This window comes from Afipia dichlorophenoxyacetatis, from assembly GCF_055386385.1.
The window spans coordinates 5732312-5749226 of the sequence record NZ_AP029250.1 but is presented as its reverse complement, the minus strand read 5'-3'; the positions used below and the strand labels follow the sequence as shown (position 1 = coordinate 5749226).

Below are 16915 nucleotides of genomic sequence, written 5' to 3'. Positions count from 1 at the left end.
CTCAGTCGCGCGCCTCGTTCACCGGTTCGACCGGCTGTGCGCCGCCTTGTACCAGGATCTCACGCAAGGGATAGGGCGCGCGGATGTTCTCGCGCTTGAACGCGCCCCATAAAGCCAGCATGACGTCGCTGCGCACGTTGTCCATGCCGGCGTCGGGATCGGCAATCCAGAATGTGAGCGAGAATTTCATGCCGACGTCAGTGAGGTCCGTGAGCAGGCAAGTCGGCGGTTTGGCGGGAATAACGCGAGGCGTGGCGCAGGCGATCTCAACCGCGAGCCTGCAGACGAGGTTCGGATCGGCCTCGTAATTGGTAGCGAAGTTGACCTTCAACTGCGTGTTTGTATCTGTGTAGGTCCAGTTGACGACCTTTTTTGTGATCAGGTCTTCATTCGGAATCAGGAAGGCGCGCCCATCGCCAGCTGCCACCGAGATGTAGCGCGTGTTCATGGCGCTCACACGCCCAAAGCTCTCGCCTACAGTGATGAGATCGCCCGGTTTCACCGATTTGTCAGCCAGTAGGATAATGCCGCTGATGAAATTACCGACGATCTTCTGCAGGCCGAAGCCCAGCCCGACGCCGACGGCTCCCGAGAAAAGGGCGAAGACCGAAAGATCGATACCGGCGGCGCTCATTACGATGGCCACCGCGAGCACCATCAACGCGAGCCGGACAATCTTGGTCAGCAGTACCTGAATGGAAGGCGTCAGGTCTCTCGAGTGATTGATCCGGGTCTCGAGAAAATTGCTGAGGATATTAGACACCCACAGAGCCAAACCCAGAAAGATGATGACCTTGATCACGAGTAGCGGTGTCAGGCGCAAGGTTCCGAGCATGATCGAAACCGAGTCCAGTGCGTCCGATGCTGGCTGCAACAGCCCGAAGACACTGAGCGCGGCGAGCAGCCACGCCACGATGGAGACGACCCTGACAAGGAAGTCGTTGCGGATCAGGCTGGTGGCCAGGCGAATGATGAGCCAAGCCGTCGCGAGGCTGGCAGCCGTCGCGACCAGGTAGTTTGGCACGGCAGCGTGAGCCATGATCAAATGGCAAAGGTCCATCAGCACCGCGAAAATCGCTATTCCGGAATGCCGCAGCAACGCACGCAGAACGCTGCGGAGCGACCCGGGCCACTCTGCGGCTCGTACCAACGCCCCCAAAGCGATGCGCCCTCGAATAGCGGTCGCGAAGCCCAGTGCGAGCCCTGCGCCGGCCAGAATGATGCCGATCTGGGCGTAGAGCCATGGCGACGAGATTTCCGCGCGGACTGTGCGATTAATCCCGCCTAACAGGTCATGGATGTCTGCCCAGGGCATGGTCCGGTCTCTCTTGAGCGAGCGTCTACCGCATCGCCGATTCGCATTTGTCGCAGATTTTCAGACTCGAAGCCTGAAGGCTGCTTTCAACTCGCATGGATGGCGATTGAACACCAGCAAAACGGGCTTATCAGCGCGCACCGCACAAATAGGTTGGCGTGCAGCCGATGCGACGATAAGCATGCAAATACAAGGAATTGAGACGGGCACGGATAGGTGGACAAACAGCGGTAATGGCATCCCTCGATACGGTTAGCATTGCCATCCTGCTCGGCGCTGTGCTCGTCATGGCGGGTATCCTGTCAAGCCTGCTGGCGTTGCGCTTTGGCGCTCCCTTGCTGCTGGTCTTCTTGCTGATCGGTATCCTGGCGGGTGAAAACGGTCCCGGCGGACTGCGTTTCGACGACGTGCAAACCACTTACCTCGTCGGTTCGTTGGCTTTGGCACTGATCCTGTTCGATGGCGGCCTGAAAACGCGTTTCCAGACCATCCGCACCGTGCTCGGGCCGTCGGTCGTGCTGGCGACCGTAGGCGTGCTGCTCACCGCGTTGATCACGGCACCAGTGGCAAAGTATGCGCTGGATATCGGCTGGACAGAGGCGCTGCTGGTCGGCGCCGTGATCGCGTCCACTGACGCTGCCGCGGTGTTCCTTTTGGTGCACGCACAGGGCCTGCGCCTGCGCCCACGCGTCGGTGCGACGCTGGAGGTCGAATCCGGCACCAACGATCCGTTCGCGATCTTTCTCACCCTGGTGCTGGTGGAACTGCTGTCGCTCGGGCAGACGTCCGGAATGCACATTGCCCTGCAATTCGGACGAGAAGCCGTTATCGGCACTTTGGTGGGTGTCACTGGCGGGTGGCTTGTGGTGTTTGCGCTCAATCGCGTCGCCTTGCCACAGGGATTGCATGCGCCATTCGTCGCGACTGGTGCGCTGGTGATTTTCGGCATCGCGCAGATCTGCCATTCGTCTGGGTTCCTCGCGGTCTATCTCGCCGGAATGCTGATCGGCAATCGTCCGACCCGCGCGCATAACTCGGTAGTGGCCTTTATGGACGCCGCCACATGGCTCGCCCAGATCGTGATGTTTGTGCTGTTGGGCTTGCTTGAATCGCCGGAACGGACGCTCAGGACCGCGCTGCCTGCAACAGCAGTGGCGCTGGTGCTCATGCTGGTGGCGCGTCCGGTTGCGGTGTTTCTTTGCCTGGCGCCGTTTCGCTTCAACTGGCGGGAAAAGATCTTTATCGCCTGGGTCGGCCTGCGGGGCGCGGTGGCGATCTTTCTCGCCTCGATTCCCCTCCTGGTGGGGCTGCCAAACGCATACATCTATTTCGATGTCGCCTTCATCGTCGTGCTAATCTCGCTGCTATTGCAAGGCTGGACGCTCGGCGTCGCCGCACGAAAACTCCACGTCGCGCTGCCAAGGGCAGAGCGCGGTCCGCGTCGTGTCGAGCTTGATTTGCCAGGCCAGCTTGAGCAGCAGCTCGTCGGCTATCCGGTTCGTGCCAACAGCCTGTATCTCAAGCGGGGTTTGATCCCGTCATGGTCGAAGCCGACGCTGGTGATCCGCGACGAAAAGATCCTGTCGCCGGTCGAAGCTTCTCCGGTCGTAAAGGGAGATTATCTCTATCTGTTGGCGCCTCCCGAAAAGGCCGAGGCGCTGGATCGTTTCTTCGTCGATATGCCGGTGGTGCCCGCACCGGATCCGCATCTGCTGGGCGATTTCATGATGCCCGGCGACGTTTTGCTGAAGGATGTTGCCGAGATTTACGGGGTCAATGTCGAGCCGGGCAATGAGCATCTGACGCTGGCAGACTATTTCGATATCCATCTTGACCATGCGCCACGGGTCAATGCGACGTTGCCGCTCGACACCATTGTGCTGGTCGCGCGCAGTATTGGTGGCAATCGGGTCAATGTCGTTGGTCTTCGTCTGCCGGAGGATGAACCGCCGCCGGCGCCGCCGCAGACACGACGAGCAACTGCCAAGCGCAAACTGTCGAAGATCTGGACGTCGTTGAGCAGCCCTTGAGCTCTGGATTCTTGTTTGACGCGTTTTCTTCACGCGAACCGGTAGCCACTTCGCTCGAAAACGCTCTAAAGAGCGCGCGAAGGAATCAGCAAGGGACCATCCGGCGTTTCCACGCGGTTCACTGATATGCCGAACACGTCGGCGATCCGATCCGGTGTCAGAGCGAGCGCGGGCGTGTCATTGGCAGCGATTTTCCCCTCATGCATGACAACAACGCGATCAGCGAACCGCATCGCAAGGGCAAGATCGTGAATGATGGCGAGCACAGCCGTGCCGCCATGGGCGACACGTTGCAGCAGATCCATAACGATCAGTTGATGGCGTTCGTCGAGGGACGCTGTGGGCTCGTCCGCGATCAGCACGGATGCCTCGGTCGCCAAAGCGCGCGCGATGGCGACGCGAGCGCGCTCACCGCCTGACAGTGTGGAGATGAGCCGCGATGAGAACTCCGTCACTTCTGTCGCCTGCATGGCGCGTTCGATGGCAACACGATCTGTTGCAGATGTTTGTGAGAAGGGATCGGCGTGCGGCTCGCGGCCGAGTGCCACGATACTGTCCACGCTCATGGGCCAGTGGAACTCGTGCCCTTGCGGGAGATATGAAATCGCCCGAGCTCGCGTACGCGGCGTCATGGCGCGAAGATTAGTGCCATCGAAACTGACCGAACCTTTGGACGCGATGAGACCAATGATCGCGCGTACAAGTGTTGTTTTCCCCGCGCCGTTCGGGCCGACCAGAATTGTCAATTCGCCCGCGTTGAGCGCGAGGTCCACGTCATCCACGGTCCTACGGCGGCTACGGACGACCGTGATGTGGCTGGCGATGAGGCGAGGAGCGGCATTCGGCTTCATGACGTGCTGTCCTCCAGCGCGTGCCGCTCACGGAAAATCATCGCCAGGAAGAAGGGGACGCCGATCAGCGCCGTGACGACGCCGATCTTGATCTCGATGGCACCGGGTACCAGCCGGACGGCAATATCCGCCGCGGTCAACAGTGCCGCGCCAGCAAGCGAAGCCGGCAGCAGGACGCGTGCAGGGTCGGATCCGTAAAATCTTCGCACCAGATGCGGAGCAACGAGGCCGACGAATGAAATCGCGCCTGCGACGGAGACAGCGGCGCCGACTCCGAGTGCGACACCAATGACCACCAGCACACGTGTGCGTTCGACATTGACGCCAAGCGAGGCGGCGGCGTCTTCCCCGAGCGTCAGGGCGCGGAATGCGCCGGCATTCAATGCGAGTATGAGCCAGCTCGTGATCATGAAGGGCGCTGCAAGCCAGACATGCTCCATACTGCGATCGCGTAGCGAGCCGAGCAGCCAGAATGCGATCTCCAAGGCGATGTAAGGATTAGGAGCGAGGTTGAGGATCAGCGCGATGGCGGCGCCGGCGAGGCTGGCAAGGGCAAGGCCGGCGAGCAATGTGACCGTCAGCGATGCGCGTCGTCCTGCGATAGCTACCAGTGCTCCGACGGACAGCAATGCGCCTGCAATACCCCCGAGCGGGACGGCGAGGGACAGGGCACCGGCAAAGCCGAATGCCATGATCGCGGCCGCTGTTGCGGCAGCCGCCTGCGGAGCGCCGAACAATGAGGGCTCGGCAAGTGGATTGCGCAACAGGCCTTGCAGTGAGGCGCCGGCCAATCCGAATGTCGCGCCGATCATCATCGCCAGCAGCGTGCGCGGCAGCCGGATGTCGCGTACGATGATCGATGTTACGCCGTGATCGGACACCAATGCGCTGGCGACAGCCTGTGGCGAAAAATGGGCGGGCCCGGTCATCAGCGAGAGCGCAAACAGCCCCGCCACCAGAATGGCGAGAATCACAGTCAGCCAGTTGCCTCGACGGTCGACGGTCATCTTGATCCAAATGCAGTCCGCGCGTCAGAAGCTGACGTCACGCAATTGGCGTGGCATAACGGAGCGTCATGATCAAGAAAACCATCGTCACGCTGGCCGTGTTTCTGAGCCTGTCGGCGACTTATTTTACGCTAGATTCCGCGCAAGCGGAGGCGCCGGCAAAGCGGATCGTCTCCTTTAATCTCTGTGCCGATCAGTTGCTTCTTGCACTGGCGGATCCCTCACAGATTGCCGGTCTGTCTCCCTATGCAACCGATGCCACACTGTCGGTAACGACCGATCAGGCTGCGCGTTTCCCGCGGCTCGATTGGGATGCGGAATCGGTGGTCAATCTGGCGCCTGATCTCGTGCTGGTTGGTCCCAGCAATCGTCCGACCCACGCCATGCTGAGCGCGATGGGAATTCGCGTCGTCGAAGTCAGTCTCATCAGCAACATCGCGGAGGCGATCCAGCAGGCTCGCGAGATCGGTCAATTGATTGGCCATCCCGACCGTGGTGAAGCGATGGCGCGCCGGCTTGAGGATGCTGAAAAGCAACTCACCGCCGTTTCGTTGAAGCCGTCTCGGACGGCGCTTGTCGTTCAACGCGGCGGCTATAGCGAAGGCCCTGTGAGCCTGGTGGCTGGGATGTTGACGCTCGCCGGGTTGCGGCCGCCTGCGAATTCACCGTCCGGCTTCGGTGGATTTGTTTCCCTCGAACAACTTCTGATCGACGGGCCTGATGTTTTGGTGCTGCAGGACGCTCCGCAGGATGCAGGAGACCAAGGCGCATTGTTCATCACGCATCCGGCGCTGTTGGCGCGTTATGGAGCCAACCGGCGGATCGATCTGCCATCGCGCTACGCGCTGTGCGGCGGCCCGCCGTTGCTCGAAGGACTGAATTATCTCGCCAAGGCAATCAAGACATTGAAGTGAGTTTCGGCAAAACTTCGATGCCGCCGAATGCGGCGACCGCGCCGCGTTTCAGCATCACCACATTGGTTGCGAGCCGGCGCATTTCATTGGCGTCGTGACTGACGAACACCATCGGGATACTGGCTTCGTCCCGCAGCTTAATGAAGTAGGGCAGGATGTCCGCCTTACGCTGTTCATCCAGCGACCCCAGCGGCTCGTCGAGCAGAAGAAGGCGAGGCTTTGCGAGAAGCGCGCGTCCAAGCGCGACACGCTGACGCTCGCCGCCGGAGAGTTGCGCCGGACGGCGATCGAGAAGGTGACCGATGTCGAGAAGCTCGACACTGCGGCTTTCGGCGGCGGCATCGTAATCAAGTCCGTTCATGCGGCGCCCATAGTCGAGATTTTGTCTGACATTGAGATGCGGAAATAGCCGCGCATCCTGAAAGACGTAGCCGATGCGACGACGATGAGGCGGAATGTGAATGCCCCCCTCCGTATCATCGAGCGTCTCGCCATCGAGCGAAATCAAGCCGCGATCCGGTCTGGTCAGGCCGGCGATCATGTTGACGATCGTTGTCTTGCCGGCGCCGGAGTTGCCGAACAAGCCTGTCACGAGCCCGTTGCTCTTGAATGCGGCCTTAAGGGTAAAGTCGCCGAGCTGCTTGACGATATCGACAGAGAGCATCGTCAGTATCCGTGAAGCCGTCGTGTGGCGCGCCGCGCCAGAATTTCAGAAGCAATCAGGGCAACCATTGCAATAGCGATCGACACGATGACGAGGCGCAGAGCTGCGGCATCGCCATCCGGAACCTGCGTGAGCGTATAAATAGCAGCAGATATCGTCTGAGTTTCGCCTGGAATATTGGACACGAATGTGATCGTTGCGCCGAATTCCCCGATCGCCTTGGCGAAGCCAAGCACCATGCCGGCGACAATACCGGGAAGTGCGAGGGGCAAAGTGACCGTGAGAAAGACGCGCCACGGTGGCGCGCCAAGGGTGCTGGCCGCCTGCTCAAGTTTCTGGTCGACCGCTTCGATTGATAATCGGATGGGCCGTACCAGCAGCGGAAAGGACATCACGCCGCAAGCCAATGCCGCGCCGGTCCAGCGGAACGCGAAGACGATGCCGAGATGATCGGCGAGCCAGCCGCCGATGAGGCCTTTTCGTCCAAACGTCAACAGCAGCAGATAGCCTGTGACAACCGGCGGCAATACCAGCGGGAGGTAGATCACGGCGTCGAGCGCGGCCTTGCCCCAGAAGTCCCGGCGGGCCAGCAGCCATGCCACCGCAACACCGAGTGGTGTCGCGATCAAAGTTGCGACTGCGGCGACCCTGATAGAGAGCAGGATCGCCGTCCATTCTTCAGCAGAGATTTGGGACACGGTCGTTCGCGATTATGAGGTCGGCTTGATCAGGAATGTGAAGCCGTATTTCTTGAAAGTGTTCTTGGCAGTGCCTGACTTGAGGAATGCCAGGTAACCCGCTGCGTCAGCCTTCGCGGTTGCCGTAGAGGCAACGGGATAGATGATCGCCGGATGCGAATCCGCAGGGAACGCACCAATGATCTTGACGCCTGGCTCGACCTTCGCGTCGGTCTCGTAGACGATGCCGAGCGCGGCCTCTCCGCGTGCTACCAGGGCCAATGCAGCGCGAACGCTTTCGGCCATTGCAAATTTCGATTCAGCGGCTTGCCACGAGCCCAGCTTTTCAAGTGCAGCCTTGGCGTATTTTCCGACCGGCACAGCTTTCACATCACCGGTGGCGATGCGTCCGTCGCCCGCGAGCTTCGCAAGATCGAAGCCTTGTCCGATGGTGACATCGCTGATTTTCGAATCCTTCGGCGCGATCAGAACGATTTTGTTGCCGAGCAGATTGACGCGGGTTGGCTCACTGATGGTCTTCTTGCCGATCGAATAGTCCATCCAGTCAGTGTCGGCAGAAATGAAGATATCCGCCGGGGCGCCTTGTTCGAGCTGCTTGGCGAGAGCCGAGCTGGCGGCGTAGCTGGCCGTGACCTTGACTCCAGTCTTCGCAGTATAGGCGGCGTTGACCTCATCCAGTGCGTTCTTCATCGAAGCTGCGGCGAAAACCGTCAGCACCTTGTCCTGTACAGCGGTGGGGGCGGTCGTCGCTTTGCTGTCCTGCGCGAAGGCCTGCGGCAGCGCGGGCACAAGCAGAATCGTAAAGGCGAGGAAAAGGCGGGAGAGTAAATTCATGATGGCGCTCCAAAACCGCTCACAGTGCGGAGGCACCTGCAAGCGTTGGCAAAGTTAAGTTTTGCACGACAATCGGAAGCGCCGTTCCGTGATCCCAGCAGGCTTACGGCTCGCCGGGACATCGTGGCGCGAACATATCAGGCACAGCCCCTGCGTAAAGGCTTTTCGGCCGCTACGCTGTCGCAGGCGGGTCACGTGCCGAGAGGCAACGGCCAAAAATCTCGGCGGAATCAGCCGCGGTGTCGAGTGGTGCGGTGGTCCACGCCGGTCGTGAACCACCGATGTTCACTTAGTCAACAGCGATCATCACGTCGGAAGCCTTGACGACCACGATCACCGCGCCACCTGTCTTCAAGGCAAGCTCATCAACCGCTTCATTGGTGATGGCCGAGGTGATGATCTGGCCGTTGCCGATATCGACACGCACATGTGCGGTCGTAGTGCCTTTCTTGACCTCGACGATTTTACCCTTGATCTGGTTGCGCGCGCTTATTCTCATGACGGTCCTTTCTTTCGACAGCAAAGCGTTCGCCAGTGCGATGTGCTATTGAGCGATGGTGAAAGACGAAGTCGGACAATGGTCCGAAATTCTGGCGCGGTTACGGCGCGACGGACATCAACCTATCAAGCCGGATTACAAGTTCAAAGCACGAAAGGCTTCGTTACGGCGCGAGCAAGACCTGCCGGCATTCGGCCGGGAGATCTGCGAGGGTCATCGGTGGCTTTGGCTTCGGCGGCGTTTCTGGTGGCTTGGGATGAAGCACGGCGTCGCTGAACCAGTAGGCGAGGTCACCTGTGCTGCAGCCCTCTCCACCATTCGGCGGTTCCTGCGGGGTGCAGGTTCCGCTTCCGGCGGGACATTTCATGCGAATATGGAAGTGATAATCATGCCCGTACATCGGCCGCACTTTGGACAGCCAACTGCGATCACCCGTCGCTTCGCGGCATAGCGCTTTTTTGATCGCGGCGTTGACGAAGATGCGCTCCACCTGCGGCTCCTGCGCTGCCGCGCGGATCACCGATAAATGCTTTGGCGTCCATGTCTTCGGATCGACGTCGAGCCGATCGGGGCGGACCATCATCACGGCGGACATCTCCTCGCGATCCTCGCGCGAAAGCATGCGATCCGGCATCGGTGTCAACCAGATGTCGGCATCGAGCCCGATCTGATGGCTGGCATGGCCCGTCAGCATCGGTCCGCCACGCGGCTGCGACATGTCTCCGACCAGGAGTCCCGGCCAACCGGCGACCTTGTGAGCTTTCTCGGAAAGCCGCTCAAGCAGTGCAATCAGGTCTGGATGACCCCAGTTGCGGTTACGTGACAGCCGCATGACCTGCCAGGTTTGTCCGTTGATCGGCAAAGCTTCAGCACCTGCGATGCAGCCCTTGGCATAGAAGCCGATGGAGTGAAGCGGGAGCGAAGCCGGCTTCGGCTTGCGCCCGAACAGCTCTTTCGCGGCCACATGAGGGTCATTGGGATTGGCCAAGGGAGGGAGCGGCTTTGGATTTACTGAGCCTTTGTCCTGTGCCTGAACGGCAGTCGCCGCCAGCAGGGCGGGAAACAGGACGAGTGCGAGAATCAGACGAGGCCGCATCATGGCGCGCTTATAGCGCAAGAGCGCCCTATGTACGAGGCGACATGACGGCGAATTGAACGGCCAATGTGGTGGCGTACCGGTCATCCAGCCGACATCTTTGCATCAAGCGGGATCGCAGTCGTTTGGCGATCTTTAAGATTTCATTAATCATGAGCACGAAGACGACAAACCCGGTTCGGAATAAATCTCGGTATAATTCGTACAGCGGCGAGCGAATGCGGAACCTCGACACGGGTGTGCAGCGCTTCGGAAAATAGCGGGTTTTATGCCTGTCAGGTATGAAGCTCTGCCCGTCAGGCGAACATTTGCGAGATGGTGCTCCGTTGTGCCCAAGCGGTAAGCCTCGGAGAAAGATACCTTTTTTTCAGACACTTGGGTGACAATGCCCGTTGCAGAATGCAAAAGGCGGGCGCGAGGCGATGCCGAATAATCGGCCAAGACCAAAAACCAGAGCTGGAAAAGTTAGATCGCCTAAGCGGAGCTCAACAGCTCGGCTTGCGAAGGCTTCGCCCAAGCTTGCGCAGAAAAGCCGGAAAGCCGCTGCTGCGATTAGCGAGGTCGTTCGCAAACGCGCCGAAGTTGAAGCCGCAATCGCGGAGGCACAGAAGTCAAACGCGCGCCTGCGCGAAGCGATCGACATTTTGCCGCAAGGCATCGTGTTTCTGGATGCCGATGGTCGCTACATCCTCTGGAATAAAAAGTACTCCGAAATCTACAACAAGAGCGCGGATCTGTTCCAATCGGGAGCAAATCTCAAAGATACGCTGCGCATTGGTGTTGAACGTGGTGACTATCCTGAAGCTACAGGGCGCGAGGAGGAGTGGATCTCCGAGCGGCTTGAAAGGCTCTATCATCCCGGTCAGCGTCACGAGCAAATTCTCTCGGATGGCCGCTGCATTCTCATCGAAGAGCGGCTGACCGGCGATGGCGGCATCATCGGTCTGCGCGTTGATATTACAGAACTCAAACAACGCGAGGCGTCATTCCGGCTGCTGTTCGACGGTAATCCCGTTCCGATGCTCGTTTGCGCCCAGAGCGATGGGCACATTATCGGCGTCAACGAGTCGGCGATCGAACACTACGGCTATCCGCTCGCGGATTTCGAAAAACTGAAGATTTCCGATGTCCAGGCCTTCGATCAGACAATGCCTTGGGCAGGTGAACAGACCACCGAGGAGCGTGCTGCACGCACGTGGAAGCATATCAAGGCCAATGGATCGCTCATCGATGTGGCGATCTATTCGCGCCATCTGATGTTCGACAATCAGCCTGCGGTGCTGCTTGCCTTGATGGACATCACCGAGCGCAAGCGCGCCGAAGCGCGGCTCGCTTTCATGGCGCAGCACGATGGCCTGACCGGTCTGCCCAATCGCATTCTGCTGCGTCAGCGTCTAGATGAGATGCTGGCTCATACGCGCCGCAGCGGGGACAACGTTGCGGTCCTGTTCCTGGATCTCGACAATTTCAAGGGTATCAACGACACGCTGGGACATGCGGTCGGCGATAAGCTCCTGAAGGGCGTCACCAAGCGGCTGCGTTCCTCGTTGCGCGAAGAAGACGCGGTGGCGCGTCTCGGATCGGACGAGTTCGCCATCGTGCAGGCGGGCGTCGATCGCCCCGAAGACGTCGCGTTTCTCGCCAAGCGATTGATCGATGCGGTCAGCGAACCTTATCTGTTTGATGGCAACACCATTGTGAGCGGTGCCAGCATCGGTATCGCGATTGCGCCAGGCGATGGCGATGATGCCGAGAAGCTGCTCAAGAATGCGGACATGGCGTTGTCCCGTGCGAAGAGCGAAGGTCACGGCACATTCAGCTTCTTCGAGGCTGAAATGGACGCGCGCGCGCAGTCGCGCCGCCGTGTCGAGATCGATCTGCGCGCGGCGATCGAGAACAACGTGCTGCAGCCCTATTATCAGCCGTTGGTGGATCTGAAGAGCGGCCGCGTCACAGGTTTCGAAGCGCTGGTGCGCTGGCCGCATCGTGAACGCGGCATGATCTCGCCGGGCGAATTCATTCCGGTGGCGGAAGAGACGGGGCTGATCAGCGCGATTGGCGGATTGATGTTGCGCCGCGCCTGTGCGGACGCGGCGCAATGGCCGGATGAGGTGCGCGTTGCGGTCAACCTGTCGCCACTGCAGTTCAAGGTTGGCAATCTACTCTCAGTCGTGATGGACGCATTGAAGGCCGCGGAGTTGTCGCCCAAGCGGCTTGAGCTTGAAATCACCGAAACAGTCCTGCTCGACAAGAGTGATCAGGTGCTCGCCACGTTGCATGCGCTACGTGCACTCGGTGTGCGAATTTCGATGGATGATTTCGGCACCGGTTACTCGTCGCTGAGCTATCTTCGCAGCTTCCCGTTCGACAAGATCAAGATCGATCAGTCGTTCGTCCGCGATCTCGGTTCCAATCAGGATGCACAGGCCATCGTGCGTTCGATCATTAGTCTTGGTAAGGGCCTCGGGGTGACCATCACGGCTGAGGGCGTCGAGACCGAGGCTGAATTGAGCTGCCTGCGTGCGGAAGGATGTCACGAAGGCCAGGGCTTCCTGTTCAGCCGCGCCCGGCCGAACGAGGAAATCATGCGCCTCCTACAGGCGCAGCGTAACTCCGGTGAAGCCGCGGCCTGAGCGGCTTAACGAGTTGATTTGCGTTTGGCCGTTTTGCGCCGGGTCGTAGCTGTTCCAGAAGGCTAAAAAACAAAGCCCCGACGCAAGCGCCGGGGCGAATTTGTTTTTATATGCAATTTGGTGAGCCGATAAGGCTGCCGGAGAGGCGCCTTACTTCTTCGACTTCTTCTTTTTGGTCTTCTTTGCCTTAGGTGCGTCCTTGGACGCCTTCTTTTCCTTCGAGACGTCTTCGATCTCGGCGGAGCCGACATGCTTCACGATCGATTTTATGGTGCTCTTGGCGGACGCCTTGTTGGAATATCCTTCTGAGGCGAACATCTTTTCGCCGTTCGGCGCACGGAAACGAAAACGGAATTCGCCGGACTTGTCTTTGTAAATTTCAAACTTGTAGGCCATCACGTTCTCCAAAGCTGATTCGCAGCAACCGCACCGTTGGCGCTGATGGAACCAGAGTCAAGATATCGCGTGCGCCAGATGATGATCGAGAACTGCGCCTTGCGGCCCGGCTTTTCAAAAAACGGTCACGCGAATCCATTGTCTCTTTCCGTTTCGAGACAGCTTCGCTCAATTTTCAAGTGTTTGACGCCAAGGGCTGCGTTGATTTGCTGAGAAAACGTTGATCATACCCTTGGCATAGGCTGCCGAAAATCGGCGGGCATGAAACCGATGCGTCTGGCATCCGCGTGATACGGGAATACTGCCTCAGCTATCGACCTTGAGCGCGGCAATGAAGGCTTCCTGCGGGATGTCGACCTTGCCGAACTGCCGCATCTTCTTCTTGCCTTCCTTCTGCTTCTCCAGAAGTTTGCGCTTGCGCGTGATGTCGCCGCCGTAGCACTTCGCGGTCACGTCCTTGCGGAGCGCGCGTACTGTTTCACGCGCAATCACCTTGCCGCCGATCGCCGCCTGGATCGGAATCTGGAACATGTGCGGCGGGATCAGCTCCTTCATCTTCTCGACCATGGCGCGGCCGCGGCCTTCGGCGCGGGTGCGATGCACGAGCATCGAGAGCGCATCCACCGGCTCGTTGTTGACGAGGATCTGCATCTTCACAAGGTCTGCAGCTTTGTAGTCCGTCAGGTGATAGTCGAACGACGCGTAGCCCTTCGACACCGACTTGAGTCGGTCGTAGAAATCGAACACCACCTCGTTGAGCGGCAGCTCGTATTTCGCCATGGCGCGCGTGCCGACATAGGTCAGCTCTTTCTGGGTGCCGCGGCGCTCCTGGCACAACTTCAGCACGCTACCGAGATATTCGTCGGGCGTAAGGATCGTCGCCTCGATCCATGGCTCGTGGATCTCGGCGATCTTGACGACATCCGGCATGTCGATCGGATTGTGAATCTCGATCTCCTGCCCGTCGGTCAGATGCATCTTGTAGATGACGGACGGCGCAGTCGCGATCAGGTTGAGATTGAACTCGCGCGACAGCCGCTCCTGAATGATCTCGAGGTGCAGGAGGCCGAGGAAGCCGCAGCGGAAGCCGAAGCCGAGCGCGGCTGACGTTTCCATCTCGAAGGAGAAGCTGGCGTCGTTCAGACGCAACTTGCCCATCGCCGCGCGCAGGGTTTCGAAGTCGTCCGCATCCACGGGAAAGAGTCCGCAGAACACGACCGGGATGGCAGGCTTGAAGCCCGGCAGCATTTCGGTGACCGGCTTGCGATCATCGGTGATGGTATCGCCGACGCGGGTGTCTGCCACTTCCTTGATCGCGGCGGTGATGAAGCCGATCTCACCCGGACCGAGTTCGTCGACATTGATCATCTTCGGCGTAAAGAAACCGACACGTTCGACATCATAGGCCGCGTTGGTGCCCATCATGCGGATGCGCTGGCCTTTTTTCATCACGCCGTCGACCACGCGGATCAAAACCACCACGCCGAGGTAAACGTCGTACCAGCTATCCACCAGCAGCGCCTTAAGTGTGGCGTCGCGATCGCCCTTCGGCGGCGGCAGGCGCGTCACGATGGCTTCCAGCACGTCGGGAATACCGAGGCCCGTCTTCGCCGAGATCATCACGGCGTCGGACGCATCGATACCGATCACGTCTTCGATCTGCTGCTTCACCTGCTCGGGCTCGGCGGCGGGCAGGTCGACCTTGTTAAGGACCGGCACGATCTCAAGGTTATTGTCGAGCGCCTGGTAGACGTTGGCGAGGGTCTGGGCTTCCACGCCCTGGCTCGCGTCCACAACGAGTAGCGCGCCTTCACAGGCCGCCAGCGAACGCGACACTTCGTAGGCGAAGTCGACGTGGCCGGGCGTATCCATCAGGTTGAAAATATAGTCCTTGCCGTCCTTGGCCTTGTAGTTCAGGCGAACGGTCTGAGCCTTGATGGTAATGCCGCGCTCGCGCTCGATATCCATGGAATCGAGCACCTGCTCCTTCATCTCGCGGTCCTGCAACCCGCCGGTGGTCTGGATCAGCCGGTCGGCGAGCGTGGACTTGCCATGGTCGATGTGGGCGACAATGGAAAAGTTGCGGATGTTGGAAATAGGGGTTGTTGTCATGGGCGCGGGATAGCATTCGCGCCGCAAAGCAGCAACAAAATTGGGTTGTTCCGGCATGCACTTCCGCAGAAATCGCAATGATTTGCTGTTGCCGGTCAGGGCTTTGCGCTGGTAGCAACGGCTGACGTCAGTGCTAGATCGAGGGCAGGTTTCCGTAATGTCCGATATGTCATCCACCGTGACGGGGCGCCGCTCCGGAAAAAATCCGGGGCCGCGAACAGGACTGAAATCCCGCGAAAGGGCGCGGCAGCGCCATGTGCCTGTGACCCGACGTGTGGCCGCCTGGGTTGCGGCGGTTGCCCATGATCCCAGCACTAGCCTCAATTTTGTTATCGGCTTTGCAATCGTCCATTCCTTGCTTTGGACTATCATCCTGACGGCCCTGAAAAGCGCGCAAGACGTCCACATGGATGTCGCCGAGGCTTTTGCCTGGGGACAGAAGTTTGAGCTCGGCTACGGCAAGCACCCGCCTCTGTCGGGCTGGATCGCCGGCCTCTGGTTCAAGGTCTTTCCTGTGACCGATTGGGCGACCTATGCCCTGGCGATGACGGTGCTGGGCTGTGGACTTGTCCTGTGTTGGCTGATCGCTGTTCGCGTTGTGGACCATCGCCGCGCGATGTTCTCGGTGGCGATGCTCGCGATCTATCCGATCTTCAATTTCAAGGGTTTCAAGTACAATCCTGACCTGTTGCAGCTCGTCACGCTGCCGCTGGTGGTGCTGGCCTATCTCGACGCGTTCGAAAAGCGGACGTGGAAATCGGGCCTGTGGCTTGGGCTCGCCGGCGCCGCGGCGCTGATGACCAAATACTGGGTGCTGACGATGATCGGCGCCGTCGGGCTCGCGGCGCTGATCCATCCGGAGCGGATGAAGTTTCTGCGTTCTCCTGCGCCGTGGGTGGCCATCGCGACCTGTGTGGTGGCGATGTTGCCGCATTTGTGGTGGCTGAAGCAGTCGGATTTTCTGCCCTTGATCTATGCCGATGACGTCTACGGCGGACGGACCTTTGCCGAGGCACTGCGGCTCGCGTCGACCTATGTGGCTCACAATATTGCCCTGTTGCTTCTTCCGATCGCGTTGGCTGCCGTCGCGCTTGCATGGAAGCTGCAATGGTGGAAGTCGATCCGCACGAAAGGGGTGGTTCGCGAGTTCATTGAATCCGCGAAGCGGCCATGGGTTCGCGGTCCCAACCCTGGCGTCTACCTGTCACAGGCCCGCAATATTTGGGTGACGCAAATCATCGTCGGACTTGTGCCGCCGATCGCAGCGGTCGTCCTCGGCATCTACATGAAGACCGACTGGGGCATTTCGCTGTTTTTCCTTGTCCCTCTGGCGCTGGTTGCGATCCCATCGTTGCGGGTGACGCAAATGGCGTTGATCCGGCTCATGCTGATGTGGCTGGCCCTCACGCTTGCGATGTTGCTGATCTCGCCGATCTTCGCGGCGCAGACGGTGCGGCGCGACGGTGAGGCGGGCACCCGTTTCGCGCCGCGCTCGGAATTCGCGCTGCAGCTAACTGAAGCCTGGCGTGCGCGCTTCAATTCCCGTTGGGCGGTGGTTGCCGGCACGACCGAAGTCGGTGAACCGATGACGTTCTACAGCCCCGACCATCCCGCACCACTGACGCCGGGCGAAGTCTGGGCATCGGGGCTGACTAGCCTCGAAGAAGCGCTGAAGCTTGGATTTATCGGTGTGTGTGACACGACCGATTCCCGTCTGCCGGTGTGTGAGAAGTGGATGAATGACACCGTGCCGAACGCCGAGAAATTGACGATGACGTCGCGGCGTTATTTCCACGGCAAGGCTGGCCCTGCGGTGCGCTGGAAAATATGGATCGTTGGTCCGGAGCGGAAGGAAGAGCAGTAGGC

General features: G+C 59.6%; 13 protein-coding genes and 1 pseudogene. 4 read left to right on the top strand and 10 right to left on the bottom strand.

Annotated features, from left to right (window positions below; genetic code table 11):
- Position 1: 1 nt before the first annotated feature.
- Complete coding sequence (locus ACZ5C3_RS26960; protein ID WP_464034155.1) at positions 2–1315, bottom strand: mechanosensitive ion channel family protein; 1314 nt, start codon at positions 1313–1315, stop codon at positions 2–4.
- Between the two features lie 233 nt (positions 1316–1548).
- Between ACZ5C3_RS26960 and ACZ5C3_RS26955 the strand changes: the two genes are divergently transcribed.
- The gene (locus ACZ5C3_RS26955) at positions 1549–3345 is read left to right on the top strand and encodes a potassium/proton antiporter (protein ID WP_464034154.1); all 1797 of its coding nucleotides are present in this window, start codon (positions 1549–1551) and stop codon (positions 3343–3345) included.
- Positions 3346–3410: 65 nt separating this feature from the next.
- Here ACZ5C3_RS26955 and ACZ5C3_RS26950 read toward each other — a convergent pair whose 3' ends face one another.
- Both ACZ5C3_RS26950 and ACZ5C3_RS26945 read right to left on the bottom strand, forming a co-directional pair.
- A complete protein-coding gene (locus tag ACZ5C3_RS26950) occupies positions 3411–4196 on the bottom strand; it encodes an ABC transporter ATP-binding protein (protein ID WP_464044384.1) in 786 nt (261 codons plus the stop codon).
- A complete protein-coding gene (locus ACZ5C3_RS26945; protein ID WP_464034153.1) occupies positions 4193–5203 on the bottom strand; it encodes a FecCD family ABC transporter permease in 1011 nt (336 codons plus the stop codon). The genes ACZ5C3_RS26950 and ACZ5C3_RS26945 overlap by 4 nt, the downstream gene beginning before the upstream one ends.
- Positions 5204–5271: 68 nt before the next feature.
- Here ACZ5C3_RS26945 and ACZ5C3_RS26940 point away from each other — a divergent pair, with 68 nt between their 5' ends.
- Complete coding sequence (locus ACZ5C3_RS26940) at positions 5272–6117, top strand: ABC transporter substrate-binding protein (protein ID WP_464034152.1); 846 nt, start codon at positions 5272–5274, stop codon at positions 6115–6117.
- Here ACZ5C3_RS26940 and modC read toward each other — a convergent pair.
- The 5 genes from modC to mepA all read right to left on the bottom strand — a co-directional run bounded on the left by modC (position 6101) and on the right by mepA (position 9911).
- On the bottom strand, positions 6101–6781 hold the full coding sequence (gene modC / locus ACZ5C3_RS26935) for a molybdenum ABC transporter ATP-binding protein (protein WP_464034151.1): 681 nt from the start codon (positions 6779–6781) through the stop codon (positions 6101–6103). The two genes, ACZ5C3_RS26940 and modC, sit on opposite strands and share 17 nt — an antisense overlap.
- 2 nt (positions 6782–6783) lie before the next feature.
- On the bottom strand, positions 6784–7479 hold the full coding sequence (modB, locus tag ACZ5C3_RS26930) for a molybdate ABC transporter permease subunit (RefSeq protein WP_464034150.1): 696 nt from the start codon (positions 7477–7479) through the stop codon (positions 6784–6786).
- Positions 7480–7491: 12 nt separating this feature from the next.
- Positions 7492–8313, bottom strand: a complete 822-nt coding sequence (gene modA, locus ACZ5C3_RS26925) for a molybdate ABC transporter substrate-binding protein (RefSeq protein WP_464034149.1) — start codon at positions 8311–8313, stop codon at positions 7492–7494.
- A 289-nt stretch (positions 8314–8602) separates the two neighbouring features.
- The gene (locus tag ACZ5C3_RS26920) at positions 8603–8812 is read right to left on the bottom strand and encodes a TOBE domain-containing protein (RefSeq protein WP_464034148.1); all 210 of its coding nucleotides are present in this window, start codon (positions 8810–8812) and stop codon (positions 8603–8605) included.
- Positions 8813–8975: 163 nt separating this feature from the next.
- A complete protein-coding gene (gene mepA / locus ACZ5C3_RS26915) occupies positions 8976–9911 on the bottom strand; it encodes a penicillin-insensitive murein endopeptidase (RefSeq protein ID WP_464034147.1) in 936 nt (311 codons plus the stop codon).
- A 419-nt stretch (positions 9912–10330) separates the two neighbouring features.
- Between mepA and ACZ5C3_RS26910 the strand changes: the two genes are divergently transcribed.
- Entirely contained in the window at positions 10331–12541 is a 2211-nt protein-coding gene (locus ACZ5C3_RS26910; RefSeq protein WP_464044383.1) for a sensor domain-containing protein, read from the top strand.
- Between the two features lie 216 nt (positions 12542–12757).
- Here ACZ5C3_RS26910 and ACZ5C3_RS26905 read toward each other — a convergent pair.
- Positions 12758–12937, bottom strand: a pseudogene (locus ACZ5C3_RS26905) (YegP family protein); the annotation flags it as partial.
- Between the two features lie 306 nt (positions 12938–13243).
- Positions 13244–15049 (bottom strand): translation elongation factor 4, encoded by a 1806-nt coding sequence (gene lepA / locus ACZ5C3_RS26900; protein ID WP_464034146.1) that lies wholly within the window; start codon positions 15047–15049, stop codon positions 13244–13246.
- Between the two features lie 157 nt (positions 15050–15206).
- On the opposite strand from lepA, the gene ACZ5C3_RS26895 reads away from it, so the two are divergent.
- Complete coding sequence (locus ACZ5C3_RS26895; protein ID WP_464044382.1) at positions 15207–16913, top strand: glycosyltransferase family 39 protein; 1707 nt, start codon at positions 15207–15209, stop codon at positions 16911–16913.
- Positions 16914–16915: the final 2 nt, after the last annotated feature.